General features: G+C 72.2%; 17 protein-coding genes. 2 read left to right on the top strand and 15 right to left on the bottom strand.

All coding sequences use genetic code 11. From position 1 onward, the window contains the following. Positions 1-1,265, top strand: a 1,265-nt coding sequence (locus EW117_RS26815; protein ID WP_165362884.1) for an aminotransferase-like domain-containing protein, incomplete at its 5' end; no start/stop codon positions are given. Here EW117_RS26815 and EW117_RS26820 read toward each other — a convergent pair. The 9 genes from EW117_RS26820 to EW117_RS26860 form a co-directional block, all read right to left on the bottom strand. Next, positions 1,262-3,112: an ABC transporter ATP-binding protein gene (locus EW117_RS26820; protein ID WP_129789790.1), complete on the bottom strand. Its 1,851-nt coding sequence runs from the start codon at positions 3,110-3,112 to the stop codon at positions 1,262-1,264. The genes EW117_RS26815 and EW117_RS26820 overlap by 4 nt on opposite strands. Then, complete coding sequence (locus EW117_RS26825; RefSeq protein WP_129789791.1) at positions 3,109-5,064, bottom strand: ABC transporter ATP-binding protein; 1,956 nt, start codon at positions 5,062-5,064, stop codon at positions 3,109-3,111. Before EW117_RS26825 ends, EW117_RS26820 begins: the two co-directional genes overlap by 4 nt. A 112-nt stretch (positions 5,065-5,176) precedes the next feature. Continuing rightward, complete coding sequence (ddaH, locus tag EW117_RS26830) at positions 5,177-5,953, bottom strand: dimethylargininase (protein ID WP_129789792.1); 777 nt, start codon at positions 5,951-5,953, stop codon at positions 5,177-5,179. A gap of 22 nt (positions 5,954-5,975) precedes the next feature. Beyond that, the gene (locus EW117_RS26835) at positions 5,976-8,657 is read right to left on the bottom strand and encodes a GNAT family N-acetyltransferase (protein ID WP_129789793.1); all 2,682 of its coding nucleotides are present in this window, start codon (positions 8,655-8,657) and stop codon (positions 5,976-5,978) included. Then, the gene (locus EW117_RS26840; protein ID WP_129789794.1) at positions 8,654-11,296 is read right to left on the bottom strand and encodes a GNAT family N-acetyltransferase; all 2,643 of its coding nucleotides are present in this window, start codon (positions 11,294-11,296) and stop codon (positions 8,654-8,656) included. The genes EW117_RS26835 and EW117_RS26840 overlap by 4 nt, the downstream gene beginning before the upstream one ends. After that, positions 11,293-12,717 (bottom strand): lysine N(6)-hydroxylase/L-ornithine N(5)-oxygenase family protein, encoded by a 1,425-nt coding sequence (locus tag EW117_RS26845; RefSeq protein ID WP_129789795.1) that lies wholly within the window; start codon positions 12,715-12,717, stop codon positions 11,293-11,295. The genes EW117_RS26840 and EW117_RS26845 overlap by 4 nt, the downstream gene beginning before the upstream one ends. After that, the gene (locus tag EW117_RS26850) at positions 12,714-14,288 is read right to left on the bottom strand and encodes a pyridoxal phosphate-dependent decarboxylase family protein (protein ID WP_242504595.1); all 1,575 of its coding nucleotides are present in this window, start codon (positions 14,286-14,288) and stop codon (positions 12,714-12,716) included. The genes EW117_RS26845 and EW117_RS26850 overlap by 4 nt, the downstream gene beginning before the upstream one ends. Before the next feature lie 194 nt (positions 14,289-14,482). Further along, complete coding sequence (locus tag EW117_RS26855; RefSeq protein WP_207212084.1) at positions 14,483-15,907, bottom strand: Nramp family divalent metal transporter; 1,425 nt, start codon at positions 15,905-15,907, stop codon at positions 14,483-14,485. A 53-nt stretch (positions 15,908-15,960) separates the two neighbouring features. After that, positions 15,961-17,022: an ArsR/SmtB family transcription factor gene (locus tag EW117_RS26860; protein WP_242504596.1), complete on the bottom strand. Its 1,062-nt coding sequence runs from the start codon at positions 17,020-17,022 to the stop codon at positions 15,961-15,963. A 55-nt stretch (positions 17,023-17,077) separates the two neighbouring features. On the opposite strand from EW117_RS26860, the gene EW117_RS26865 reads away from it, so the two are divergent. Beyond that, a complete protein-coding gene (locus tag EW117_RS26865; protein ID WP_207212085.1) occupies positions 17,078-18,388 on the top strand; it encodes an MFS transporter in 1,311 nt (436 codons plus the stop codon). A 467-nt stretch (positions 18,389-18,855) separates the two neighbouring features. On the opposite strand, the gene EW117_RS26870 is transcribed toward EW117_RS26865, so the two are convergent. The 6 genes from EW117_RS26870 to EW117_RS26895 all read right to left on the bottom strand — a co-directional run bounded on the left by EW117_RS26870 (position 18,856) and on the right by EW117_RS26895 (position 24,827). Continuing rightward, entirely contained in the window at positions 18,856-19,602 is a 747-nt protein-coding gene (locus tag EW117_RS26870) for a DUF899 family protein (protein ID WP_129789797.1), read from the bottom strand. 43 nt (positions 19,603-19,645) lie between these two features. Beyond that, positions 19,646-20,836, bottom strand: a complete 1,191-nt coding sequence (locus EW117_RS26875) for an MFS transporter (protein ID WP_129789798.1) — start codon at positions 20,834-20,836, stop codon at positions 19,646-19,648. 10 nt (positions 20,837-20,846) lie between these two features. Then, on the bottom strand, positions 20,847-22,253 hold the full coding sequence (locus EW117_RS26880; protein WP_129789799.1) for an MFS transporter: 1,407 nt from the start codon (positions 22,251-22,253) through the stop codon (positions 20,847-20,849). A gap of 132 nt (positions 22,254-22,385) precedes the next feature. Further along, the gene (locus EW117_RS26885) at positions 22,386-22,739 is read right to left on the bottom strand and encodes an ArsR/SmtB family transcription factor (protein WP_129789800.1); all 354 of its coding nucleotides are present in this window, start codon (positions 22,737-22,739) and stop codon (positions 22,386-22,388) included. Next, on the bottom strand, positions 22,739-23,119 hold the full coding sequence (locus EW117_RS26890) for an SRPBCC domain-containing protein (protein ID WP_207212086.1): 381 nt from the start codon (positions 23,117-23,119) through the stop codon (positions 22,739-22,741). Before EW117_RS26890 ends, EW117_RS26885 begins: the two co-directional genes overlap by 1 nt. Before the next feature lie 355 nt (positions 23,120-23,474). After that, positions 23,475-24,827 (bottom strand): MFS transporter, encoded by a 1,353-nt coding sequence (locus EW117_RS26895; protein ID WP_129789801.1) that lies wholly within the window; start codon positions 24,825-24,827, stop codon positions 23,475-23,477. Positions 24,828-24,884: the final 57 nt, after the last annotated feature.

Below are 24,884 nucleotides of genomic sequence, written 5' to 3' on the forward strand. Positions count from 1 at the left end.
GGCTGGTGACCGACGGCACGCTCACCACGGGCGACCGCCTGCCCTCCAGCCGCGCGCTGGCGGCCGACCTGGGCGTGGCGCGCGCCGTCGTCGAGCAGGCGTACGACCAGCTCCTGGCCGAGGCCTGGGTCGAGACGCGCCGGGGGGCGGGCACCTTCGTGGCGTCGGGCGAGGAGCTCCCGGTGCAGGCTCCACCGCCGCGGCTCGCGACGCGCGAGCCGCGGTACGTCCGCCTGGACGCCGGCACACCCTGGATCGATCCGCGCCACCTCGCGGGCTGGCGCCGCGCCTGGCGGGAGGTCTCCGCGGCCAGGCCGCCCCGGGGTTATCCCGACCCGCGCGGCATCCCCGAGCTGCGCGAAGCGCTCGCCGAACGGCTCGCCCGCACCCGAGGCCTGACCGTGGGGCCGGACGAGATCCTCGTGACGGCCGGCACCACGGACGGGCTGCGCCAGCTGCTGGGCGCGCTCGGCCCCGGGGGCGTTCTCGTCGAGGACCCCGGTTACCGCGCGGCGGTCGAGACGGTCCGGGCGTCCGGGCGCGCCGTCGTCGACCATCCGGCGCTCGCGCCGGTCACGGACCTGGCCGGGTGCGCCGCCGCCTACGTCACGCCCGCCCACCAGCACCCGCTGGGCCGGGTCATGCCGGCCGCGGACCGGCTGGCCCTGCTGGCTTCCGCCCGTGCAGCGGAGTCCCTGGTCGTCGAGGACGACTACGACTCCGAGTTCCGGTACGACGTCGCCCCCGTGCCCGCCCTCGCGGTCCTCGACCGGTCGCGCGTCGCCTACCTCGGCAGCGCCTCCAAGTCGGTCAGCCCCAGCCTGCGGCTCGGCTGGCTGGTCGCGCCGCGGGAGATCCACGAACGCCTCGTCCGACGCCGCACGGTCACCCACGACACCCCGCCCTGGCCCACCCAGCGGGCGATGCTGACCCTGCTGCGCGACGGCTGGGCCGACAAGGTCGTCCGCACCGCTCGACGGGTCTACGCGGACCGGGCACCGCGGGTCGCGGCCGCCCTGGAACCGCACGCCGAGCTCGCCGGGCCGCTGGCCGGGATGTACTCGACCTGGCTCACCGATCCGGACGCCGCCGCCGCGGCCCGGGACGCCGCCCGAGCCGCGGGGTTCGACCTCCCGCTCCTGGCCGAGTACTGCCGGAGCCCGGGCCTCGCGGGGCTCGTCGTCGGCTTCGGCGGCGTGACCGACGACGAGCTCGACCGCGCGCTGTCGGCGATCGCGGGCGGGCTGGCCGGGTACCGGCGCTAGACCAGCGAGTCCTGCCACGCCGCGTGCAGCCGGGCGTACTGCCCGTCGCCCGCGATCAGGTCGGCGGGTGTGCCGTCCTCGACGATCCGCCCGTGCTCCATGACCAGCACCCGGTCCGCGATCGCCACCGTGGACAGGCGGTGCGCGATGATGATCGCCGTCCGGTCGGAGAGCAGCGTCTGCAGGCCGCGCTGCACGAGCCGCTCGCCGGGCATGTCGAGCGACGACGTCGCCTCGTCCAGCACCAGGACGGCGGGATCGGCGAGGAACGCCCGGGCGAACGACAGCAGCTGCCGCTGCCCGGCGGAGACCCGCCCGCCGCGCTTGTTCACGTCGGTGTCGTACCCGTCGGGCATGTCGAGCACGAACTCGTGCGCGCCCACGGCACGCGCCGCCGCCTCGATCTCGGCCTGGCTCGCTCCGGGCCGCCCGAGGGCGATGTTCTCGCGCACCGACCCGCTGAACAGGTAGGCCTCCTGCGTGACCATGACGACGGCGCGACGCAGGTCCGTCGACGCCAGGTCCCGCACGTCAACCCCGTCCAGGCGCACCGCACCCTCCGACGCGTCGTAGAACCGCGTCACCAGCTTGGCCACCGTCGACTTGCCGGCGCCGGTGGTGCCCACGACCGCCACGGTCTGGCCGGCGGGGATGGTGAGGTCCAGGTCGGGCAGCACCACTGGCCCGTCGCCGTACTGGAACCGCACGTGGTCGAGCCGCAGCTCGCCGCGCGCCCGCCCGCCGTCCGACAGGGGCAGCGGCGTGGGGTTCGCGGGCTCCGTCACGGTCGGCTCCTCCGAGAGCAGGCCCGACACCTTCTCCAGCGCCGCCGTCGCGGACTGGAACGAGTTGTAGAACATGCCCAGCTGCTGCACCGGCTGGAAGAACCGCTTGCAGTACAGCAGGACGGCGGCCAGCACGCCCACCTCGAGCGACCCGTCCAGCACGCGCCACCCGCCGATCGCGAGAGCAGCCACCACGGTCAGGTTGCCGATCAGGATGAGGCCCGGCTGGAACCGGCCGTTGACGCCGAAGATCTGCAGGTTGGCGTCGCGGTAGTCCTCGCCGAGCTTGCGGTAGTCGGCCTCGGTGGTGGGCTCGCGGCGGAACGCCTGCACCGCCCGCATACCGGTCATGGTCTCGACGAACTTGACGATGAGCCGGGCCGACGCCGTCCGCTGTTCCCGGTAGAACCGTTGCGACATGCGCTGGAACCAGCGGGTGAGCAGCCACGCCGGGACGAACGCCACGGTGAGCACCAGCCCGGACTGCCAGTCCACGAAGAACAGGAAGCCGAACGTGAACACCATCAGGAGCAGCGAGGAGACGACGCCCGTCAGGCCGCCGTCGAGCAGCTCGCGCAGGGCCTCCAGGTCGGAGGTCTGCCGGGAGATGATGCGGCCCGACGTGTACGACTCGTGGAACTCCAGCGACAGCCGCTGGGTCTGCCGGAAGACGCGGCGGCGCAGGTCCAGCAGCACCGCCTGGGCGATGCGGGCAGCGGCCCGCACGTAGGCGCCCGCGGCGATACCGCCGAGCAGGGCCGCCGCCAGGTACGCGGCGCCCAGGAGGACCAGCGGCGTCACCGAACCGTCACGCAGCGCCGGGACGGCGTCGTCGATGGTCACGCCGACGAGCAGCGGCCCGGCCACCTGGCCGAGCGTGGACGCCACGACGAGCACGGCGGCCCACGCCAGGGCGCGCTTGTGCGGGCGCAGCAGGTCGCCGAGCAGCTGCATGGACCGGCGTCGGACGCTGCGGGAAGCCTCCTTGCCGAGGCTCGTCACGTCGTCCGCGGCGGCATCGGTGGGCCGACGGCGGTCGGCGGGCTGGGTGGTGGCGGTCATGACAGCGCCTCCTGGCTCTGCGGGTCGGAGCTTCGCGGGTCGCCGCCCCGCGGGTCCGGGCCGAGCGGCTCGGACTCCTCGAGCGGAGGGTCCTGGGCGCCGTCCTGCCCGTACCCGTGCCCGTGCGCCTCGTAGTCCCCCTCCAGGCTCGAGATGATGTACCGGTAGTGGAGGTCGTTCGCGAGCAGCTCCTGGTGCGTCCCGACGGCGGTGATCCGCCCGCCCTGGAGCACGGCCACCCGGTCGGCAAGAGCCACCGTCGACGGCCGGTGCGCGATGATGAGGCTGGTCGTGGCCACGAGCACGTCCCGCAGCCGGGCCGTCACCGCCTCCTCGGTGGTGACGTCGAGCGCGGACAGCGGGTCGTCGAGCACGAGAACCCGCGGCCGGGCGGCGATGGCGCGGGCCAGCGCGAGGCGCTGCCGCTGCCCGCCGGACAGCGACAGACCCTCCTCGCCGATGCGGGTGTCGACGCCGTCGGGCAGGTCGGCGACGAAGTGTGCCTGGGCAACCTCGAGGGCCTCGGTCATCAGAGCCTCGCGCTCGGCCCGGGGCACGTCGTCGGAGACGCCGAGCAGCACGTTGTCCCGCACGGACGCGGAGAACAGCGTGGGGTCCTCGAAGGCGACGGCGACCAGCTCGCGCACCTGGGCGCGCGTCATCTCCCGCACGTCGACGCCGTCCACCTCGACGACACCGTCGGTGACGTCGAAGAGCCGCGGCGGGAGCATCGCGAGGGTCGACTTGCCGGAACCCGTCAGGCCGACCAGCGCCGTGGTGGTGCCGGGCGGCAGCTCGAGGTCCACGCTGTCGAGCACGGGACGCGCGGCGTCGTCGTACCGGAAGGTGACGTCGCGGAAGGCGACGTGCCCGCCCGCGCCACCGGCGCCGGGCTCGGCTGGCTCGGCATGGTCGGCAGGGTCGGTCAGCGGGTTGACCGTGTCCATGACCTCGAAGAACCGGTCGACGGCGGTACGTGCGTTGAGCGTCATCGACAGGGTCATGCCGAGGTCGACCACCGGGCCGTTGATGACGGCGGTGGTGGCGAAGAACGCGACGAGGGCGCCGAGCGTCATGTCGCCCTGGGCCACCAGGTAGGCACCCGCGACCAGCGCCACGCCGTTCGTGACCTCGGGGATGACGCGCAGGGCGGTCGTCAGGCCGGCGTCGGTGGTGGCCTTGCGGATCTCGGTCTCACGCAGCTCGGAGGCCTGGTCGGTGAACTGGTCCAGCGCGTCCGGGCCGCGGCCGAACGCCTTCAGCACGCGGATGCCGTGCACGGACTCCTCGACGGTGGTGGCGAGGTCGCCCGACTGGTCCTGGGACAGCCGCGAGATCTTGCGGTACTTGCGGGAGAACCGGAACGCCAGGATCGTCACCGGCACCGACCCGCACAGGAAGATGATCCCGAGCCAGCCGCCCGTGGCCACGAGCAGGCCGACACCCACCACGATGGTCACGAAGCTGACGACGAGCTGCAGGATCCCGAACACGAGCCAGCGGCGCAGCAGGCCGAGGTCGCCCATGATCCGGCTCAGCAGCTGCCCGCCGGGCCAGCGGTCGTGGAACGCCACCGGGAGGTCCTGCAGGTGCCGGAACAGGGCCATGCGCATCGCGGCCTCGACGCGCGTCCCGGGAAACATGACGAGCGTGCGGCGCAAGAGGATCAGGCCCGCCTCCCCCGCACCGAGCGCTGCGACGAGGACGACGGACCAGATCAGGCCCGACCAGTCGTGCTCGCGCGCGTCGGTCGCGAGAGGGCCGTCGGTGACCCACTGCAGGACACGCGGGATGGCGAGCGCCATGAGGCTGGCGCCGAGCGACGCGGCCAGGCCGCCGAGCAGGCGTGGCAAGGCCGTGCGGACGTAGGGGTAGAGGCGCCGGATCGAGGCGAATGTGCTGCGCTCGGGGGAATGATCAGATCGATTCGAACTGTCGTCGTTGAGAGGCATCGGGTCCATTATCCCGCTGGGTGCAAGTTGTTAGTTTGGGTAAGCACCTAACGGTTCTGTGACCTGCGTCACAGATCGTGCATTCGGTCCCGCGTGCGGGACGGCTACCGGCTCAGCGCACCCGCACCGACAGACAGGTCACGCAGCCCTCGAGCTTCTCGAACTCCGTCACGGGCGTGGTGCGCACCGTGAGCCCTCTCCCGCGGAGCAGCTCCGCGGTGCCGGGCGCGGCGTCCGACAGCAGCACGGTGGTGTCGTCCAGGACGACGACGGCGTTGCCCTCCGCCTCCGGGACCTGCAGGAACTCCTTGAAGAGGGTGGCGTCGTCGACCGTGGGGCCGTACCCGATGATCGTGCCGTCGGGCAACGCGGTGACTGCCGACTTCAGGTGCAGCGCCCGGGTCACGGGCACCTCGACGACCCGCCACCCACGCGGCTCGAGCAGCGCCCGGAGCTGGGCGGAACCCTCGGCGTTCGTGCGCGCCGTGCGGCCGACGTAGACGGTGCGGCCGACCTTCAGGATGTCGCCGCCCTCGAGCGTGCCCGGCTCGATGATCTCGGCGATCTCGTGCGCGACACGCTCGACCACCGGTCGCACGGACGCCACCTCGCCCCGCCGGGACCGGGCGCCGGGACGGGTCAGGACGGCGAGGCCGTCGAAGACCACCACCGTGTCCTCGACGAACACCCCGTCCGGGTGCGCCTCCGCCGCCGGTATCTCGTGCACGTCCCAGCCGTGGTCGCGGAACACGTCCACGTACCGGCGCCACTGCTGGGCGGCCAGGCCGGCGTCGACCGGGACGCGTTCGAGGTGGGTCAGCTCGCCGTCCGCCAGGCTGGGCGACGGCGGGCGGACGAGCAGGGTGCGGTGGGCCGGTTCAGTCGCCATGACGCGACGTTAGCGGACCACGCTACCCGGCCGCCGTGTCCGCGAGCGCCTGCTCGCGCGTCAGGTAGGCCATGCGGGCCTCCTTGGGTCCCTGCGGCGACTCGAACCGTACGACCTCGCCCGCGGTGAAGCCCATCGTCGTCATGCGGCGCACCGCTTTCTCGTTGCGCGTGTCGGGCTCGCCGACGACCCGCCGGGTGCCGGGGCCGGCGAAGAGGAAGGCCCGCATGGCGGGGCCGAGCACCGTCCAGGGGTCGTCCGGCGACCCGTGCCGGGCGGTCGGGCCGCGGCTGCCGAGGAAGAAGTGCAGGCCGAGGTCGCCGGGCCGGACGTCGTAGGCGGTGGCGACGGGGTCATGCTCCGGGTGGTAGGCCTGCACGAGGACGACGGGCTCCCCGTCCCAGCGCACGAGGTAGGCGTGGTGGGTCGGCAGGGACTCGACGAACGTGTACGTGTCGCGTACCTCGTCGCGGGTGTGCTCGCCCATCCCCCAGAAGGCGGCGCGCGGCTGGGTGAACCAGCCGTGCAGGACGTCGGCGTCCGCCTCGGGGTCCAGCATGTGCACGGTGATGACGCCGTCGGGACCGAAGCCGCGGCGCCACACCTCCTCCCCGCGGGCGCCGTTGAGCAGGCGGCCGGTCGTGTCGACGGGGTGCAGGCGGTCCCAGCCGGTGACGACGGCGGTGGTGCGGGCATCGGCCCAGGTGGCGTGCTGGTCGTCGAAGTGCGGGCTGCCGGGCCGACCGTCGGCGCCGAAGGGGACGCCCCACCGGCTGTTGGCGCGGTCGGCGAGGTCCCAGACGTAGCGGGCCACGGACCCGCGGTAGGCGGTCGGGGCGACGCCCGGGGACCCGCCCGTGCAGCGCACGGTCTCGTTGTTCCCCGAGACGGGTGCGGGGCTGAACGCAGCGGGGCCGGCGGCATGCGGGACCGGGACGACGGGGCCCGGGACGGGGTGGAGCGGGTCGGGGACGTGCAGCTCGCCCCAGGTCGGCTCGCCGTGCCCGACGGCGGCGCGCGCCACCTCGGACAGCGCTGCGCTCGCCTCGGCGGCGGCGTCGACGCCCAGCCAGTCTGCCGCGAGGATGTGCGCGAGCCCGGCCCCGACCGCCGTCGGTACGTGGAAGACCCCGGCGAGCACCGGTGCGAGGGCCGGGTCCTGCCCGTGCGGCTCGTGCAGGGGGGCGAACACGGGATGGGCGGCGAGGCGGTGCGCCAGGGTGTCCCGCCAGCGCATGTAGAGGGCGGCGTCGGTGGAGTCGGCGTCGACGTGGGCGCCGGCCGTGACCCAGGCCCGCAGCCGGACGGCGGCGTCGGAGGGGTCGGCTGCGAGGTGCGCGACGAGGCCGGGCGCGCCGAGGTCGCGGGTGTCGCCGTGGATGCGGGCCTGGGTCGCGGGCGACTCCGGGGCGGGCGCCTCCGCGAGCAGCTGCCGGATCCGCTCCGCGCGGTGGGGCGCGTACGACCAGCCCAGCTCGTGTACCTCGCGGCCGGGCCGGACGTCGCGCGGGCCGAGGCCCGGGCGGCCGTCCAGCTCGGCCGGCGGCTGGGTCACGGGCCGCTCGTTCGCGTCGACGGCGACCTGGGTCACCGGCGTCGGCGCGGGAAGGTCGACGTAGCCGTCCGCCGGCTTGGCGGCGGGCAGCGCGCGGTCCGGCACGGCGGACACGACGGCGGGGACCTTGCCCGCGGTCAGGCTGAGGACGGCGCCCGTGCTGTCCGCCGTGAGCACCCGATTGACCGGGTCCACCCACCCGGCGAACGCCGCGGCGACGTCGTGCGCGGTGCGGGCGTGCAGCAGGGCGCGCCAGGAGGCGACGCCGGCGTCGGACAGCTCGCGCGCGGGCCAGTGCAGGCGCCAGCCGCCGGGTCCTGCGCTGTCCGCGCCGTCGGACACGACCTCGACGTGGTGCGCGGCGGCGTTGGTGATGCCCCAGGCCACGGACGATGCCGGGCGCTCCCCCGCGGCGGGCTGGACCGCGTGCCCGAAGTGGAGGATGCCCGGCACCCCCGGGAACGCGAACCCGAGCACGTCGTACGGGTCGGCCGGGTCGGTGCACGCCAGCCGGACCTGCTGGTACGGGCCCGGGAGCTCCAGCGTGCGGTGGGGGTCACCCGCGACCAGTGGGCTGCCCGACTCCGTGAACGACCCGTGCACGGCCCACGCGTTCGAGCCGGAGCTCGCGCCGGAGTCGGCGGCGAACAGGCCCAGCACCTGCTCCAGCGGCACACCAGGCACGTGCAGATGGCGGGCCACGTGCGCTCGCCACAGGATGCTCGGGAACCCGTTGAACAGGACGTGGGTCGCGAGGAACACGCCGACCGGCGTCCACGGCAACCACGGGCGGTGCGGCAGTGCGGCCAGCTCGGGCACGTCCCGCCCGCCGGCGATCAGGCCGGCGCTCACGCCGTCCGCATAGGCCGCCAGCCAGACCTGCTCCGGTGCGGCCAGGGCGGCGTAGATGCGCTGGGCCGTCGCGGCCAGGCGCTCGCGCGCCGCGAACCGGTCCCAGGCGGCACCCGCCTCGCCCGCGAGGTCGGCGTACCGCTCCTCGGCGCGCATCCGGTCCGCCTCGATCTGCAGCCCCCGGTCCTGGGCGGTCACCCAGCCCTGGCCGTAGGCCAGGGCGGTCTCCGAGGCGGCCCGCACGTGCGGGATGCCGAGATCGTCTCGAAACAGGTCGAAGTCCACGTCTGCCATCATCTCTCTGCTCGTCGCCCTGCTTGTCTCCCTGCTTGTCTTCCCACCGGGTTGGAGAGAGTTCCCGCGTAGATCAGCGACTCCGACTGGTTGGTCAGGTCCACCATCTGCAGGGTGTTGCGCAGCTGCAGGCGGTTCAGGCACGAGTGCGCGAAGCGCTCGGCCCGCAGGTCGACGCCGGCCCCGGGCCCGGCGCCCGTGCCCGCTCCGAGGTCGGGGTGCTCGGCGGCGTGCCGGTCGATGGTCTCGGCCACGAGCGCCCAGAACCGGTCCTCGCCTAGCACGCCGTCCTCGGCGAGGATGCCGGACAGGTGCCGCAGCACGCCGTCGAACACGTCGGTGAAGATCGCGAGCGCCTTCTCGTCGTCGTCGACGACGGAGCGGATGCGCTCGACCCGGTCGGGCAGGGGGCGTTCGCCGAGCATGGCGACCTCCTCGCCGATGTCCTTCATGAAGGCGCGGCGCACGACGCCGTCGCGCAGCACGAGGATGAGGTTCTCGCCGTGCGGCATGAACGCCAGGTCGTAGGTCCGCAGGCAGTGCACGAGGGGGTACAGGTAGGCGTCGAGGTAGGCGCGCAGCCACTGTTCGGGCGCGATGCCGGACTCGCGGACCAGCGCGGTTGCGAACGACGCGCCGCCCGCGTCTCGGTGCAGCAGGCTCGCCATGGTCACCAGCCGCTCCCCCGCGCCCAGGCGCGGCACGGGCGACTCGCGCCACAGGGCCGCGAGCATCTTGCGGTGGGGGTTCGGCTGGGGCGTGCGGTGGTAGACGTCGCCCGTGTAGCCGATCGACGCCACCTCTCGCAGGACGCCGAAACCGGTGGCGCGCAGCGTCTCGTCGCCGGCGACGAGGTCGGCGACCCAGTCGTTGATCTGCGGCGTGACCCGCATGTACGCGGGCGAGAGCCCGCGCAGGAACCCCATGTTCTGGATCGCGAGCGCGACCTTGACGTAGTGCCGCTCGGGGCGGGTGCGGTTGAACATGGTGCGGATCGACTGCTGCGGCTGGTACTCGTCCGAGCCCGGGCCGAGCGGCACGAGGTCGCCGCGGGCGACGTCGGCGGCGAAGGTGATGGCGACGCGGTGCTCCCACTGCCACGGGTGCACGGGCAGGTAGAGGTAGTCCGCCGGGTCGTGGCCGCGGGCGGCGAGGCGGTCGGCGAAGGCGGCCCGTTCGGCGTCGGACAGCTCGGCGCCGTAGTGGCCCTGCTCGCATCGGTCGGCGGCCAGGGCGAGGTGGGTGTGCTCGCGGCGGGCGGCGAGCCACAGCATGCGCATGCGCTGCCCGCGCTCGGGGGCGTAGGCGCGGTAGTCGCTCAGCGAGAAGCCGATGCGGCCGTTGTTCGCGATGAAGCTCGGGTGCCCCTCGGACATGGCGGCTTCCACCTGTTGAAAGGACTCGGCCTGCTGGAACGGCTCGGCCTGCTCGAACGGCTCGCCGGCACGCGTGCCGGACGCCGCCCGCATCCCCTCGAGCAGCCCGGCCACCGAGGGCGTGTGCCCGTCGAGCTCGCGCTCCCGCTTCGCGGCCGCGCTCGCCAGGGTGGACGACAGCTCTTCGAGATAGGTCGCCAGCAGGGCGTCCGGCACCCGCAGCAGGGGCTGCAGCTCCGCGATCAGTTCCAGCGCGTCCACGGGCAGGACGATGTCGCCCCGCAGCCCGGCGTCGCCCGTGCGGCGGACGGACGCCGGGTCGATCACCCAGTGCTCGAGAGCGTACCGGCGGGCGGTGAACCGGTAGGTGACGCCGTCGAGGGCGAGGCGATAGCCGTCCGGGGTGTCGTCGGGCTCCGGCTGGAACAGGCGCTCGTGCGCGAGCTCTGCGAGGGCCTTGGCGACCAGGTGGCGGTGGGCGTGCTCCATGTGACCGGCGGTGAGGTGCGAGGCGAGCAGGTCGGAACTCGCCAGGTCGCCCGGCAGGTTGGGGCCGGGCAGCGGTCCGTCGCCGAGGGCGGACGCCGCGAAGTCGGCGCGGGTGGCGACGCTCAGGGCGGCGCGCTTGGCGTGCGCGCCCCCGCCGAGGTCCACCTCCCGCAGCACCCGGAACCCGGCGGCGGCGTTCTTGGCGGCGATCTTCCGATTACGGACGTCGGGCTCGACCACAACGCGGCTCGCGCCGCGCCCCCCACCGGCCGCGCGGCCGTCCCGGGGAGCGATTGTGCCCACAGAGTCGGTGCCCGATGGGCGCAATGGCTCAGTGGGGGCGAAGGGTTCGGCATCGGAGAGGCAGAAGCGCATGACCGCCGTCATGACGGCATCGGTCAGGCCGTGCCGCGGGGTGGCGGGCGGGGCGACGAGCAGGTGCATGCCGAGGTCGCCCGGCCGGGCGTCGTGGACGCCGTCGAGCAGCACGTGGGCCGGGTCATAGGTCTCGGTCATGAAGAGCGGCTCGCCGTCGAGGCGGCCGAGCCAGGCGTCCTCGTGCGGGCCGGCCTGGACGGAGGCCAGGTACTCGCGCACCTCGTCGACGGTCAGCCCGCCCATCTGCCAGTAGGACGCCGAAGGGTGGGCGAGCCAGCCCTGGACCAGCTCGGCGTCGCGCGCCGGCACCACGGGTTCGAGCGTGATCTCGCCGAGGCGGGTGGTCGTGGCGAAGACGTGCGGGCTCGTCGTGGTTGACGGGGCTGTCGGAGCGCTCACCGGGCGGCCTCCATCTTGTTGTCCTGCGGGCTGGTCGCGACAGGCTCGACCCGTGACTCAGGCTCGATCTGCGACTCCGGCTCGACCCGCGACGAGCCCGGCAGGCCGAACTGCTGGAAGGCGATCCGGCGCTCGACCGGGTACGGCTCGCGGCCCGTGACGCCAGCGAGGATCACGGAGTTGCGCCAGGCCCCGAACCCGAGGTCGGGGGCGGTCACGCCGTGGGTGTGCTCCTCGCCGCCCGCCACGTGGATGCGGCGGTCGGCGTCGACGGCGTAGTCGCGGGTGACCGCGTACCGGCCGCGCCCGTCGAGGTTGACCAGGCCCGGGGCCAGGAAGCCGGGCACCGCACCGGCGTAGCCCGTGGCCGCGACGACCGCGCGGGTGCGGTGCTCCGCCGTCGTGCCGAGCTGGGCGTGCCGCAGGGTCAGGACGTACTCGCCGGCCCCGCCCGCGCCGGCGGCGTCGTACCGGGAGGCGATCACCTCGGTGTCGCTGAGCAGGGTGGTCGGCACCTCGGCGCCCAGGGCGGACTTGCGGTACAGGGTGTCGTAGATGTCGTCGATCAGGTCGCCGCTGATGCCCTTGTAGAGGTTGCGCTGCTCGCGACCCAGGACGTCGCGCTGCTCGATCGGCAGGGACACGTAGTGGTCGGTGTACTCGGGCGACGTCATCTCGAGCGTCAGCTTCGTGTACTCCATGGGGAAGAACCGCGGCGAGCGGGTCACCCAGGTCAGCTGGTGCTCCCCCGGCCCGGTGCCGCAGCCGTCCAGCAGGTCGCGGTAGACCTCGGCGGCCGACTGCCCGCTGCCCACCACGGTCACCGAGCCGGACGCCGCCAGCTCCGCACGGTTGGGCAGGTACTCGCTGGTGTGCACCACGGGACCCGCGCCGCCGAGCTCGTTCAGGGCTGCCGGCAGGCGCGGCTGGGTGCCGGTGCCGAGCACCAGGTGCTTGGCACAGTATTTTTCGACGCCCTGGGACGTCTCCGCCGTCACCTCGAACAGGTAGCCGCCGTCCCCGCCCGTCGACGTCACCGCCGGGTCCGGGACGCGGACGACGCCCGTCACCCGCCGCCCCCACCGCAGCGTCGGGAGCTGCTCGGCCACCCACCGGCAGTACTGGTCGTACTCGGCACGCAGCGGGTAGAACGACTCGCGGATGTAGAACTGGTACAGCCGCCCGGTCGCCTTGAGCCACGCCAGGAACGAGTACCGCGAGGTCGGGTCGGCCATCGTCACCAGGTCCGCCAGGAACGGGACCTGCAGGGTGGTCCCCTCGATCAGCATCCCCGCGTGCCAGGAGAAGCCGTCGCGCTGGTCCAGGAACACGGCGTCGACGTCGTCGAGGGGGTCGGCGAGGGCCGCCAGGCCCAGGCCGAACGGGCCCACCCCGATGCCGAGGAGGTCGTAGGTCTTCATCGCGTCTCTCCTTCGGTGCGGGCCAGCCGCGGGTGCACGTCGCGGCACGGCGGCCCGTCGGTGTCCGCGAGCGCCTCCCCCGCGAGCAGGCCGTGCGCGGCGGACCGGACCAGCTCGAGCACGCCGCGGATGTCGGCGAGCGTGGCGTCCGGGTTGAGCAAGGTGAGCTTGAGGCAGGGGCGGCCGTCGACGACGGTCTTGGCGACCAGGGCGCGGCCGGAGTCGAACAGGACGCGCCGCACCTGCGGGACGAGGGCGTCGGAGTGCTCGTCGTCGAGCCCTTCGGGCTGGTAGCGGAACAGCACGGTGGACAGGTCGGTGGTCCCGACGAGGCGGAAGTCGCGGTCGGTGGCGAGGTCCTGGTGGACGGCGGCGGCCAGGTCGCAGACGGCGTCGACCATGGCGCCGATGCCGTCCGGGCCGAGTGCGCGCAGGGTGACCCAGAGCTTGAGGGCGTCGAACCGGCGGGTGGTCTGCAGCGACTTGTCCACCTGGTTGGGCTCGGCGTTCTCCTCGGGGTTGAGGTAGTCGGCGTGCCAGGCCACGGGCGCGAGGTCCGCGCGCTCCCGCACGATCAGCGCGCTGGACGACACGGGCTGGAAGAACGACTTGTGGAAGTCGACGGTGACGCTGCGGGCGCGCTCGATGCCGGCCAGGAGGTGGCGGCGCGTGGGGCTGACCAGCAGCCCGCAGCCGTAGGCGGCGTCGACGTGCAGCCAGGTCCCGACGGCGTCGCACAGGTCGGCGATGGGGCCGAGCGGGTCGATGCAGCCGCGGTCGGTGGTGCCCGCGGTGGCGACGACGGCGATCACGGTGTCGCCGGTGCGCTCGATGTCGACGAGCGTCTCGGCCAGGGCGTCGAGGCTCATCCGGCCGTCGGCGTCGGTGCCGACGGCGACCACGGCGTCGTCGGGCAGGCCGAGCAGGAGCGCGGACTTGGCGATGCTGAAGTGGCTCACGGCCGTGGCGAGGATCCGCATGGACTCCAGGCGGGTGCCCGCGCGCCGCGCCTTCTCGCGGGCGAGGAACAGGGCCTGGAAGTTGGACTGGGTGCCGCCCGAGGTGAAGACGCCGTCCGCGCCGTCCGCGCCGTCGACCGGGAACCCGATGCGGCCCGCCGTCCACTCCACCAGGCGGCGCTCCATGAGCGTGGCGACCGTGGACTGGTCGTAGGTGTCGACCGAGGTGTTGATGGCGGCCAGCATGGTCTCGGCGCCCACCGCGGGCAGCGCGACCGGACAGTTCAGGTGCGCCGTATAGGTGGGCTCGTGGAACCAGATCGCGTGCTTCGCGTACAGGTCCCCCGCCTCGCGCAGCGCCTGCCGGGTGCCCGACGGCGGTCCGTCGAGGTCCACCGCGTCCACCAGGCCCTGCAGCTCGGAACGGCTGGCGCCCGAGAACGGCTGCGTGACGGACGAGAGCCGGGCCGCTACGTCGTCGGCGACCTCCCGGACCGTATCCGCATAGGTGCTCGCGGTTGCCTCGCGCAACAGCGCGGTCGTGTCGTGGCTCGCTCCCGGGGCGGGTGCGGTGTTCACTGGCTGCGTCACTGCGGGCAGGCGTGAGGGCATGCGGAAGGCTCCTCGAAGAGGGATGCGGGAAGGGGCAAGTACGCCGCCCCGGACCGGACGATCCGGCACGACTTAGGTTTGCCTGACCTAACTTAATCGCTCGTTGATCCGCGTCAAGCCATGGCGGTGACCCGGAACGTGGCAAGGGTCACTCCCGGGCCGCTCGCCCGGACGGCGTCCGGGCTACCGAGGCGTCAGCCGCCCAGCGTGGTCACGGCGGAGTAGACGCCCAGCCCCATGATGGCGACGGCGCTCACGGTGAGTGCGGCACGGATGAAGCGCCCGCCGCGCAGCTCCGGTTCGATGCGGCGGCGCAGGTAGAGCGCGGACACGGCGACGGCGGCCAGGAAGATGCCGCCGGCGATACCGCCGATCATGATCATCACGAGAGGCGAGCTGATCCAGAGGAAGGTCAGCAGCCACACGCTCGGCAGGGCCGCGATGAAGACCTGCATCCACCGGTTGCGCGAGCGGCTGTCGGCCCAGTCGAACACGCCGACGATGGACAGGGCGTTGGCCCACGAGCGCGACCACGACGGGATCGCCGCCCAGATCGTCGACCCGAGCGCCGCCAGAGCGCCGATCAGGAAGACGACCCGGCCGGCCTCGCCGAAGACCCCGGCGAAGGTCTCGGACAGCGTCAGGATCATCTCGTTGCCCTCGGGGATCAGCCCCTGGGGATGCAGGACCGCGGCACCCAGGACGAAGAACGCCGCGGTCGAGACGGTGTAGATGACCCAGGACACGATCGCGTCCTTCTGCATGACGGCGATCCAGCCGCGAGCACGCCGCCGGTAGGCGTCGGAGCCGTCGTTCGGCCCCGACCACCGGGCATACCCCTTCTCGAGGCACCAGTAGGTGTAGGCGGTGATCTCCTCGGACGCGACGCCGGTCAGGCCGAACATCGTCAGAGCGATCCCGAGCGCCCCGAGTGGAAGCTGCAGGCTGAGACCGGACCCCAGGTCGGCCGCGGAGTACGCGAACTCGCTGAACGGCAGCGCGATCACCACGAGGACCGTGACGGCCACGAACGCCATCGTCAGGAAGGTGGCGACGTTCTCGATCAGCCCGTACCGGTTCGCGATCAGGGTGGCGATCGCGACAACCGTCACGACGACGGCCCAGATCGTCATCGCGGCGGGCGAGAGCGGCCCGAGACCGAGGGGCAGGAGGATCGACAGGGCCGCGGCCATGCCACCGATCAGGCCTCCCGTCTGGATCAGCTTGCTGATCGCCATCAGCACCCACATCAGGAAGACCCAGCTGAGCCGCCCCACGCGCGGCGGGACGCGGTTGTAGCCCTCCATGGCCCCCTCGCCCGTGACGATGGCGTAGCGCGCCATCTCCACCTGGACGGCCACCTTGACGATGGTCGAGACGAACACCAGCCAGAGCAGCACGAAGCCCGCCTGCGCGCCGAGCGACGTCGCGGTGATGAGCTCCCCCGCGCCGACGACGGACGCGGAGACGATCAGGCCGGGGCCGAAGAACCTCGAGGAGGCGCGCCAGCCGACGGGCGGCTCCTTCACCGCCGTGGCGTCAAGGACGTACGGGTCACCACTGACGAAGCGGCCCGCCGGCACGTTCTGGACATCGGGCGGGGGTGTGGGTGCGGTCAACGTTGACTCCCTGGTCTCGACGGGGCGCTCCGGCGCCGATGGCGCCAAGCACACTACCCCGCAGGCGCACCCGTGTGCCGGACGCCGGACCGGCTCGACGCCACCCCGGTGACCAGGGCGTCGCCCAGCTCCGAGCGCAGGTACAGCACCGAACGCCCGTGGCGTGCGCTGGCGAGCAGACCCGCGTCGCGCAGGGCGCGCAGGTGCTGGTTGACCGCGGACGTCGTCACCCCGAGCCGGCCCGCCAACTCGGTCGACGACGCGGGCGTCGCCAGCACCGTGAGCAGGCCGGCGCGCGTCGCGCCCACCAGACCTGCGAGCGCCTTCGGCGACCGCTCCGGCTCGGTCTCCCAGAGCGTGCCCACGCCGCGTGCGCCGTACATGATCACGGGCGGCTCGTCGGGCGAGATCGGGGTCGTCGCTCCCCGGCTGAAGAGCGTCGGCACGAGGGTGAGCCCTTCGCCGGTGGTGGCCCGCCGGAACCGGGCGTCGCTGCCCAGTCGCACCCGCACGACGCCGTCGACGAGCCGGACGCGTTCGCTGAGGTCGGCGAACATCGACGCCATCCCGTAGGCGGACATGACCTGCCCGCGGTGGACGACGTCGGCCTGCAGGACGGCCCGCATGCGCGGCCACCAGGGCTCGAAACAGGTGTTCCAGTACTCCCTCAGCGCCGTGGCGATGCGTGCGCGTACGGTCCCGAGGTCGCCGCGCAGGGCCGCGGGCAGGTCGCCGGGGTGGACAGCGCGCAGGTCATCGGCCAGGCGGGGCACGGGCACGCTCTCGATGGCGGCCAGCTCGTCCGCAATCCGGGTGAGCGGGCTGTACGGCCGGGGTGTGAGGTAGTCGGGCGTCCAGAGCACGTCGTTGGTCAGGGCCCGAAGCACCGGCAGGTCCAGGGCCGCGCGTGCACCCTCGGTGCGTTGCAGCCAGGGCAGGTGGACCGGGTACCGGCCGGGGTCGCGGAACGTGCGCAGGGACAGCGTGAGCTCGGTGAGCGGCGATACCGCGAACCGCACGTCGGCGACGTCCATCCCGGCCAGCTCGTACTGGATCAGCCCGCCGCGGGTCTGTCCGCCGACGGTCCGTGCGCCTCCGGTCCGTGCGGGTTCCATGAAGCTGGAGGCTACATCAATTGCTCCGGGCATCCGCCGCGACGGAGAAAGGGGCGTGCAGCAGACCTTCTTCCCCCGCGACCGCGTCGCGCGTTCCCTGACCCTCAGCACCATGGCGTTCGCACTGTCCAGCGGTGTGTTCTACACCGTGAGCGCGCTCTACTTCACGCGTGTCATCGGGCTCAGCGCCACGACCGTCGGCGTCGGGCTGGGCATCGCCGGCGGCGTGGGCGTCCTGGCGGCGTACGCCGCGGGACGGCTGTCCGACCGGGTCGGCGCCCATCACGTCCAGGCCTGGGCCACGGGCCTGAACGGGGCGGCGATGCTCGCGTACACCCTCGCTCCCGACGCCGTCGTGTTCACCCTCGTCGCGTGCCTCGCGGTGGGTATGCGCTCCGCGAGCGCCTCGTCCAAGCAGGCGATGCTCGCCCGGTGGTACACCGGGCCCGAGCGGGTCGAGGTCCGGGCGCGCATGCGTGTGGTCACCAACGTCTTCATCGGCCTCGGCACCGTGGCCGCAGCGGCCGCTCTCCTGGTTGGCACGCCCGCCGCCTACCAGACCGCGATGCTCGCCGTCGGCGTCCTGCTCCTGCTCGCTACCGTGCCGCTCGCGCGGCTCGGCTGCCGGGTGCCCGAGCTCGCCGCCCGGATGACCGAGGACTCCGCCGGCGAGCGGGCCTCGGACGCGCCGCGCGGGCCGTCGCCCCTGCGGGACCGGACGTACGTCGCGAGCGTGGCGTGCAACGCCGTCATCGCCATGCACTTCGGCCTGCAGACGGTCGGCGTCCCGCTCTGGGTCGCCACCACCGAGGCGCCGACGGCGATGGTCGCGGTGCTGCTGGTCCTGAACACCGTCGTGGTGGCCTCGCTCCAGGTGCGCGCGTCACGCGGCACGCACGACGTGCGCCGGGCGGGGATCACCGTGCGGCGCGCGTCGTGGCTGCTCGCGCTTGCGTGCGTGCTGTACGCGCTGGCCGGGTACGGCAACCTCGCCGCCGCCTGCGCCCTGCTCGTGGTGGCCGCCCTCGCCCACTCCGTCGGCGAGATCCTCGGCGAGGCGGGCGGCTGGGGCATGGCCTTCGAGCTCGCCGACCCCCGCCACGCCGGCGCGTACCAGGGCCTCAGCCAGACCGGCTACGCCCTGGCGTCGATGGTCGCCCCCGCGCTCGTGACCGTCACGGCCATCGAGCATGGGACCCCGGGCTGGCTCGGTCTGGCCGCCCTGTTCGTCGCGGCCGGGACCGGTGCAGCTGTGGTGGCCCGCAGGCACCGCCCTCGGACCGAACCCGAACCCCAGGCCGGTGCCGGGGCGGCGTCCGCTGCTCGCTCGTCGGGTGTGCGACCGGCGTATCACCCCCACAGGTAGAGCGCCACTCCCGCCGTGGTAGTCAAGGCTCCCTGCACGCCCGATCGCGCGGTGCGCCCCGCTGAAGGCATGGACGTCCCCCTGCGGGAACGCCTCCTGCCCGCCCGAGGCGAACCCCTGGTGCACAGCCTTGCCCGAGAACGACAACCGCGAGAACAGCGAGTAGACCACCAGCTTCCCGGCCAGCTCCGACGGCCCGAAGGAGGTCGCGCACGATCACCTTGAGGGCAATCGGGTCGATTCGCATAACGACCCCTTTCGCATGGAGGCGAAGCCTGCCGAGAGAAGCGCGTACGCGGCGATCCGGTGGAGCTGTGACTCCGCCATTCCGACTCCTGCGCCGGCTTCTGGCAGCGCGACATCGAGAATTGAGAAGTCGACGGACATCAGGAAGCCGGCGCCGAGGAGGACGAACAGGACCAGGCGCTGGCGGCTCGTGGAGACGGCGGGCGCGGCGGAAGTAACAGTCATGGTCGGGTCAGGTCGTCGGAGTGGCCGGCTTCGATGCGAGCCCACTGCGCGATGGGGCGTCCGTCGATCTGAAATTCCCCAGGTCGCTCGTCCGAGTACCAGGGCTGTGGCCAGCCGTCGGGCGAGTCCTCCCACGCCTCCTGCCGTCCGTAGACGGTCATGTCCAGCAGCCCATGGGTGGGGGCCATGATCTCCACGCCGCGACCGCCGGTGTAGTAGGTCTCGAACACCCGGTCACCGTCGCGGACGTAGCAGACGAGGTGGTGGACCTGCCAGTTCCGACCCTCCAGGAGCTGTGGCGCCGTCTTCTCGGCCGAATACCACGGCATCTCCAGGCCGAGGAAGTCCCGGTAACGGACGCTCTGCTCGTACGGGCCCTTGCAGAGAACGGCATACGTCGCGTCGCGCGAGTGGATGTAGGACAGCTCGCGGACCTGGCTGTTGAAGAACGTGCAGCCCGGACACTGCTCTGCCGCGGGTCGGCCCGGCCACCAGGCGTGGAAGTACGCGATGAGCTGCCTACGACCTTTGAAGACGTCGAGGATCGTGACTGGCCCGTCCGGACCGATCACCTCGATGCCGGCGTCGATCTCCACCATCGGCAGCCGCCTGCGTGCCGCCGCGATCGCGTCTCCCTCATGAGTGTGTGCCTTCTCCCTGGCCAGCAGGGCATCCCTCGCCTCCTGCCAGGTCTTTCTGTCCACCACAGGGGGCAGGGCGGGGCTCGGTGCTCGGTCGTTCATGATCGTCTCCTTGCATCATTGGTGTGCGACGAACGTGCGTGGGTCATGGCTTGAGGAAACTGGTTGCCACGGCCGCCACTACGGCGAGGACGGCGATGACGAGGCCGGTGACGGCTACGGCCGCGACGGCGCTGGCGCCGATGGCCAGGCCACCTGCGATCGAACCGAGCGCGATGCCGAGGTTGGCCACGGACGCCGGCAGAGACTGCGCCAGCTGGCCGCCCGGTCCGGCCAGCTCAACCACGCGGTACTGCAGCGACGGTGCTGAGCCCATCCCGAACAGACCCAGGGCGAACAGGGCCAGTGCGGCGAGGAAGGCGAACTCGCCGAAGACATAGAGCGCGGCCAGGGACACCGCGACTCCGCTCGCACCGAGGATGAGCGTGCGCGCGGCGCCGGCGTCGGCCAGCCGGCCGCCACCAAAGCTGCCCACGGCCGTGGCGATACCGAAGGCCATCAGATACACGCTGATCAGGCCGCCGGCGACCCCGGTAACGTCCTGCAAGAACGGAACCATGTACGTGTTGAACGCTGCGGCCCCGGCGAAGATCAGCCCGCCCAGGCCGAGGACGGCGAGCACCCGCGGGGCGAACGCGTGCCGCGCCTGCTGCCAGACTCTCTCGCTGGTACCGCGTACCGAGGAAACCACGCCCAGCGTGGCCACCAGGGCGATAACGGCGAGCACGATGACGGCAGTGAACGAGCCGCGCCAACCCAGCTCCTGACCGGCCAGCGTGCCGAGCGGAACGCCCACGGCCGAGGAGACCGCGAAGCCGGAGATGACAACCGACATGGCCCGGCCGGTGCGCTCGGCGGGAACCAGAGACACCGCGACGGCGATCCCGGCCGCGATGAACAGCCCCTGCGCCGCTCCAGCCACCGCGCGTGCGGCGAGGAACAGGCCGTAATCAGCGGTCAGCACCAGGACGAGGTTCGCGGCGACGGTCAGTCCGAGCGCGCCGATCAGGATGATCCGCTTGTTCCACCTCATCGTCAGGGCGGTCAGGATCGGGCCACCCAGCGCCATGCCCAGCGCCTGGGCGGTCAGCAGCGCACCCGCGGCCGAGATCGACACCCGGAGGTCGGCGGCGATCAGGTCGAGCATGCCGATCACGAGCATCTCGGAACAGCCGAGCACGAACGTAGCCATGAACAGCGTGGCCAGAGCGATGTTCACCTTGGCCGATGTGCTCGACCCGGTCGCGTTCTCCGCTTTCACCGTCCTCAACGACATCTGTTACCTCTCAACCCGCGGCCGCGCCGGCTACGACCGGCTCCGGTGCATCCGTGTCCGACTCACTCGCCCCTCGCGGGCGCAGCCCGACCCAGATGAGGCCGACGCTCACGAGCGTCACAATCACGTTCACCGTGAGCGCAAGGTGGATCCCGGCGAGCTCGCCGCCGCGCAGGGTCGCGATCGCGCTCAGGATCGGGATGCCTACCGTCACGGCCACCTGCTGCGTCATCGACGTCAGCCCCGTGGCCAGGCCCTGTTCCTCGTCGGGCAGCCCTGAGGTTCCGGTCACCGTGTACGCGACGATGGCGGCGACGTGCCCGAAGAACCCGACGAACAGCGCGGCGACCAGGACGACCACCCAGAACCGATCGGTGCCGGTGAACACCAGCGGGATGGTCGCCAAGCCCTGGACGAGCAGCGCCGTGGTCAGGACCTTGCGGGTGCCGAAGGTCCCGATGGCCCGCCCCGCGATGACGCCGGCGGCCACGGCCGCCAGGCCTGGGATACCGAAGATCAGGCCGGTGGCCAGCGGGGAGAAGCCCAGGGTCCGCTGGACGTAGAGCGTCATCAAGAAGATCATGCCGGTGGTCATGGTGAAGATGATCAAGCCGGCATAGTTGCCCCACTTCACATTGGGACGCTCGAGAATGCGCAGCGGGACGAGCGGCGCCGCCACTCGCAGCTCGATGAACCAGAACGCCGCGAGCAGCACCACGCCGACGACGCCCGCGATCAGGCTGCGCTCGATGATCCCGTAGATGAGGGCCAGCAGGCCGCCGCTCACGGTCACCGCGCCCGGCAGGTCCAGCTTGCGACGGTCCTTGACTTCGCTCACGCGGATCACGAACGGCGTGGCCACCAGGATGAGCACGGCGACCGGGACGTTGATGAAGAACGCGGCCCGCCAGCTCAGCAGGCTGACGAGTGTGCCACCGACCAGAGCGCCGACGGTAAAGCCGGCCGACAGCAGCGCGCCGTTGAAGCCGAGGACGCGGTCGCGCAGCGCGCCTTCCGGGAACGTGGTGGTGAGCAGGGACAGTGACGCCGGGATCGCCATCGCGGTGGCCAGGCCCTGTAGCGCGCGGGCGGTCAGGAGCACCTCGGGCGTTGAAGCGAAGCCCCCGAGCAGCGAGCCCGCAGCCAGCAGCACCATGCTCGACAGGAACAGCCTGCGGCGCCCGAACAGGTCCGCCAGCCGACCGAAGAACAGGGTGAACCCGGCAGCGGGTAGCGCGTACGCCGCGGTGATCCAGGGGAATCCGGCGACGTCCATGCCGACGCCGGCACCGGTCTCGGGCAGTGCGACATTCAGGATCGAGAAGTCGACGGACATCGTGAAGCCAGCGCCGAGGAGAACGAGCAATATCAGCCGCTGCCTGCCGGTCAAGCGCGGCGCGGAAATGGTGTCGGCCATCAAAGGGGGACCTTTCTCGGGAAGTCGTTCGAGGACAGGGCTGACCGTCCGGCCGAGTGCGTTGCGAACTCAATCCGCGGTAGCGATCGATCGGTCAGGGCATTGCTTGGTTGGTTTAGGGGCGCGGTTGGTTCAGGGGCGCGAATCCCGTTCCACCGCTTCGACGATGTGCCGGATCGTGGCCAGGCGACGATCCCAGTCGGCGGCGAGCCGGTCCATCCAGCGGGCGGTTGCGTTCAGCACTGCCGGCATCACGACGTACAACAACTCGCGTCTGACACGGGTGCTCGAGACCAGTCCGCCGTCTTCGAGGATCGCGAGGTGCTTGACGACGGCTTGCCGCGAGATCGGCAGCCGTTCGGCGAGCGTTGTGGCGGTGGCCTCGCGTTCGGCGGCGAGCAGGTCGAGCACCTGGCGCCGCGTCGGATCGGCCAGTGCGGCGAGGACGCGGTCGACCCCCTCGCTGCCACCGCGCTGGGAGTTCATCACTCGGACGATTGCTCGGCGCGAGCCTTGAGCGCGTCGAGCTCCTGGGTCCATCCGCCGATGTTGTCTTTCACCGCCTTGCCACGCAGTTCCTCGGTCGCGGCGATCGTCGCGAATCCGCTTTCGACGACATACAGGCGGGTCTGGTCGCCCTCTATAGCGAGGGTGAACTCCACGAGGGTGGAGTTGTCGTCGCGCAGCTCTTCTCCGGGGAAGGCGCTGGCCCAGCGGTAGGCGAGGTAGGTCGGCGGCTGGACCTTCTCGACGCGCACCGGGAAGTCGCCGTACTCGGGGTTCTTGGCGATCATCGACTCCCCCTCCTTGGCGACCGTGCCGGCCAGGCTGGCTTTGTCGGCCACCCAGAACGCCGGCTGGGCCAAGGGTCCAGACCAGCTCGAGCGGCGCGGTGATCAGGGTGTCGCGTTCGATTCGGTCGTTGCTCATCGGAGCTCCCAATGTCCTGTGTTGATCGTTTGACGCAACCCGATGGTTGCACGTATCCGAGCCGAGCGCAACCTTTGGTTGCACGATAAGGATCAGGAGCCAGCTTCTCGGTGTGCCGATCGGGCAACGACCGCTCACCGCGAAATACCGGGGTCAGAGCTCAAGCCGGCACCGCCTACGATTCGGTGAGTGGGCCTGCGGAGGGCGCCATGGCCATGCTCTTGATGAACAGCGTCCGCAGAAAATCATCGATCGGCCGCATGAACTCATCCGGCGAGAGGTCCGCAGCCGTTACGTGGTCCGGATACGGGTCATGGAGTAAACCAGCACCGCCGCGCAGACCGCTGCCGCGAGCGCGACGGCCAACGCGGTCGCGCCCGCGTTGCCGTCTACCCCTGCGATCGAGCCCATGACAGCCACGCCCACCGTGGCGGCCATCATCCGGGTCGCGTTGAAGAAGCCTCCCGCAGCACCGGCCGTGCCTGCCGGGGCGGCCCCGGTCACGAGGGCGACGAGGGCGGGGATCGCGAAGGTGACACCGACGCCGAGGCAGGCCGACGTGACGAGCACGAGCACCAGGAGGGTGCCGGTCGCGGTCGCCGCAGCGAGGCCCGTCGCGCCTGTCGCCAGGAGCGCCAGGCCGACGAGGATCGGACGGCGTGGCCCGGTTCTGGCGATGATCTTGCCCGTGAGGATCGGTAGGAAGCCGAACGCGGCGGTCATCGGGACGAACGCGAGCCCGGTCTGGAGCGCGTCCAGGTGGAGGGTGCGCTGGAAGTACAGCGGGAGGACGAACAGGGTGCCCGAGAGCGCAAAGTTGACGGCGCCGCCCGCGAGAAGGACAGGGCCGACGTTGCCGGCGCGGAGCACGGCGGGGTTGAGGACGGGAGATTTGCTGCGCCGCTCCAGGCGAGCGAAGAGGGTGGTGGCGAGTGCCGTGGCGGCGGCTGAGACGGCGGCGTGGCCGGTCGCTCCAGATCCGAGTGCTATGAGTGCGTCGATGCCCAGGCCCAGTGCGGCGCAGGCGGACAGCTGGGAAGCCCAGTCGATCGGGCGGTCAGTGCGGGAGCCGTGCAGGGCCGGGGAAGCCGTGAGCGCGAGGGCTGCGGCGGCGAGGGGGACATTGATCCAGAAGATCCCCTTCCAGCCCGCGAGGGCGACGACGGCACCGCCGACGAGGGGCCCGGCGGCCATCGCACCGCCGCTGATCGCCGCCCATGCCCCGATGGCTCCGGCGCGGCGGCGCGGGTCGGTATAGAGCTGGGTGATCAGGGACATGGAGGCAGGCATGCAGGCGGCGGCCGCGAGGCCCATGAGCGCCCGGACCCCGGTGAGAGCGGCCAGGTTCGGGGCGAGTGCCCCGACCAGGGAGAGCAGGCCGAACGCGACCACGCCTGCGCGGAAGACCCGGTGGGCGCCGAACCGGTCGACGGTGGCCCCGGCGGTGAGCAGGAACGCCCCGAGCACGACCGTGTAGGCCGCCACCGTCCATTGCAGGCTCGAGGTGCTGGCGCCGAGCGTGTCGGTGAGGTCGGCTTCGGCCGCGGCCATGATGGTGCTGTCCAGGATGGTGAGGCCGTAGCCGATCGAGATGCCGAGCAGGATGAGCGGGCGGGTCTTCGGGGGCGCGAGCGTGGCGGTCATGGGCGCAACCCTCGCCCGCACCGGGCACAGCGCTCCACCGGCCGCCCCGAAGGCCGC

This window comes from Promicromonospora panici, assembly GCF_900608595.1.
In the GTDB taxonomy this organism is placed as follows: domain Bacteria; phylum Actinomycetota; class Actinomycetes; order Actinomycetales; family Cellulomonadaceae; genus Promicromonospora; species Promicromonospora panici.

Excerpts from the sequence above, each read along its gene's own strand:
- EW117_RS26820 (WP_129789790.1), bottom strand. The coding sequence starts at position 3,112 with ATGACCGCCACCACCCAGCCCGCCGACCGCCGTCGGCCCACCGATGCC.
- EW117_RS26825 (WP_129789791.1), bottom strand. The coding sequence starts at position 5,064 with ATGCCTCTCAACGACGACAGTTCGAATCGATCTGATCATTCCCCCGAG.
- ddaH (WP_129789792.1), bottom strand. The coding sequence starts at position 5,953 with ATGGCGACTGAACCGGCCCACCGCACCCTGCTCGTCCGCCCGCCGTCG.
- EW117_RS26835 (WP_129789793.1), bottom strand. The coding sequence starts at position 8,657 with ATGATGGCAGACGTGGACTTCGACCTGTTTCGAGACGATCTCGGCATC.
- EW117_RS26845 (WP_129789795.1), bottom strand. The coding sequence starts at position 12,717 with ATGAAGACCTACGACCTCCTCGGCATCGGGGTGGGCCCGTTCGGCCTG.
- EW117_RS26850 (WP_242504595.1), bottom strand. The coding sequence starts at position 14,288 with ATGCCCTCACGCCTGCCCGCAGTGACGCAGCCAGTGAACACCGCACCC.
- EW117_RS26860 (WP_242504596.1), bottom strand. The coding sequence starts at position 17,022 with ATGGAACCCGCACGGACCGGAGGCGCACGGACCGTCGGCGGACAGACC.
- EW117_RS26870 (WP_129789797.1), bottom strand. The coding sequence starts at position 19,602 with ATGAACGACCGAGCACCGAGCCCCGCCCTGCCCCCTGTGGTGGACAGA.
- EW117_RS26875 (WP_129789798.1), bottom strand. The coding sequence starts at position 20,836 with ATGTCGTTGAGGACGGTGAAAGCGGAGAACGCGACCGGGTCGAGCACA.
- EW117_RS26880 (WP_129789799.1), bottom strand. The coding sequence starts at position 22,253 with ATGGCCGACACCATTTCCGCGCCGCGCTTGACCGGCAGGCAGCGGCTG.
- EW117_RS26885 (WP_129789800.1), bottom strand. The coding sequence starts at position 22,739 with ATGAACTCCCAGCGCGGTGGCAGCGAGGGGGTCGACCGCGTCCTCGCC.
- EW117_RS26895 (WP_129789801.1), bottom strand. The coding sequence starts at position 24,827 with ATGACCGCCACGCTCGCGCCCCCGAAGACCCGCCCGCTCATCCTGCTC.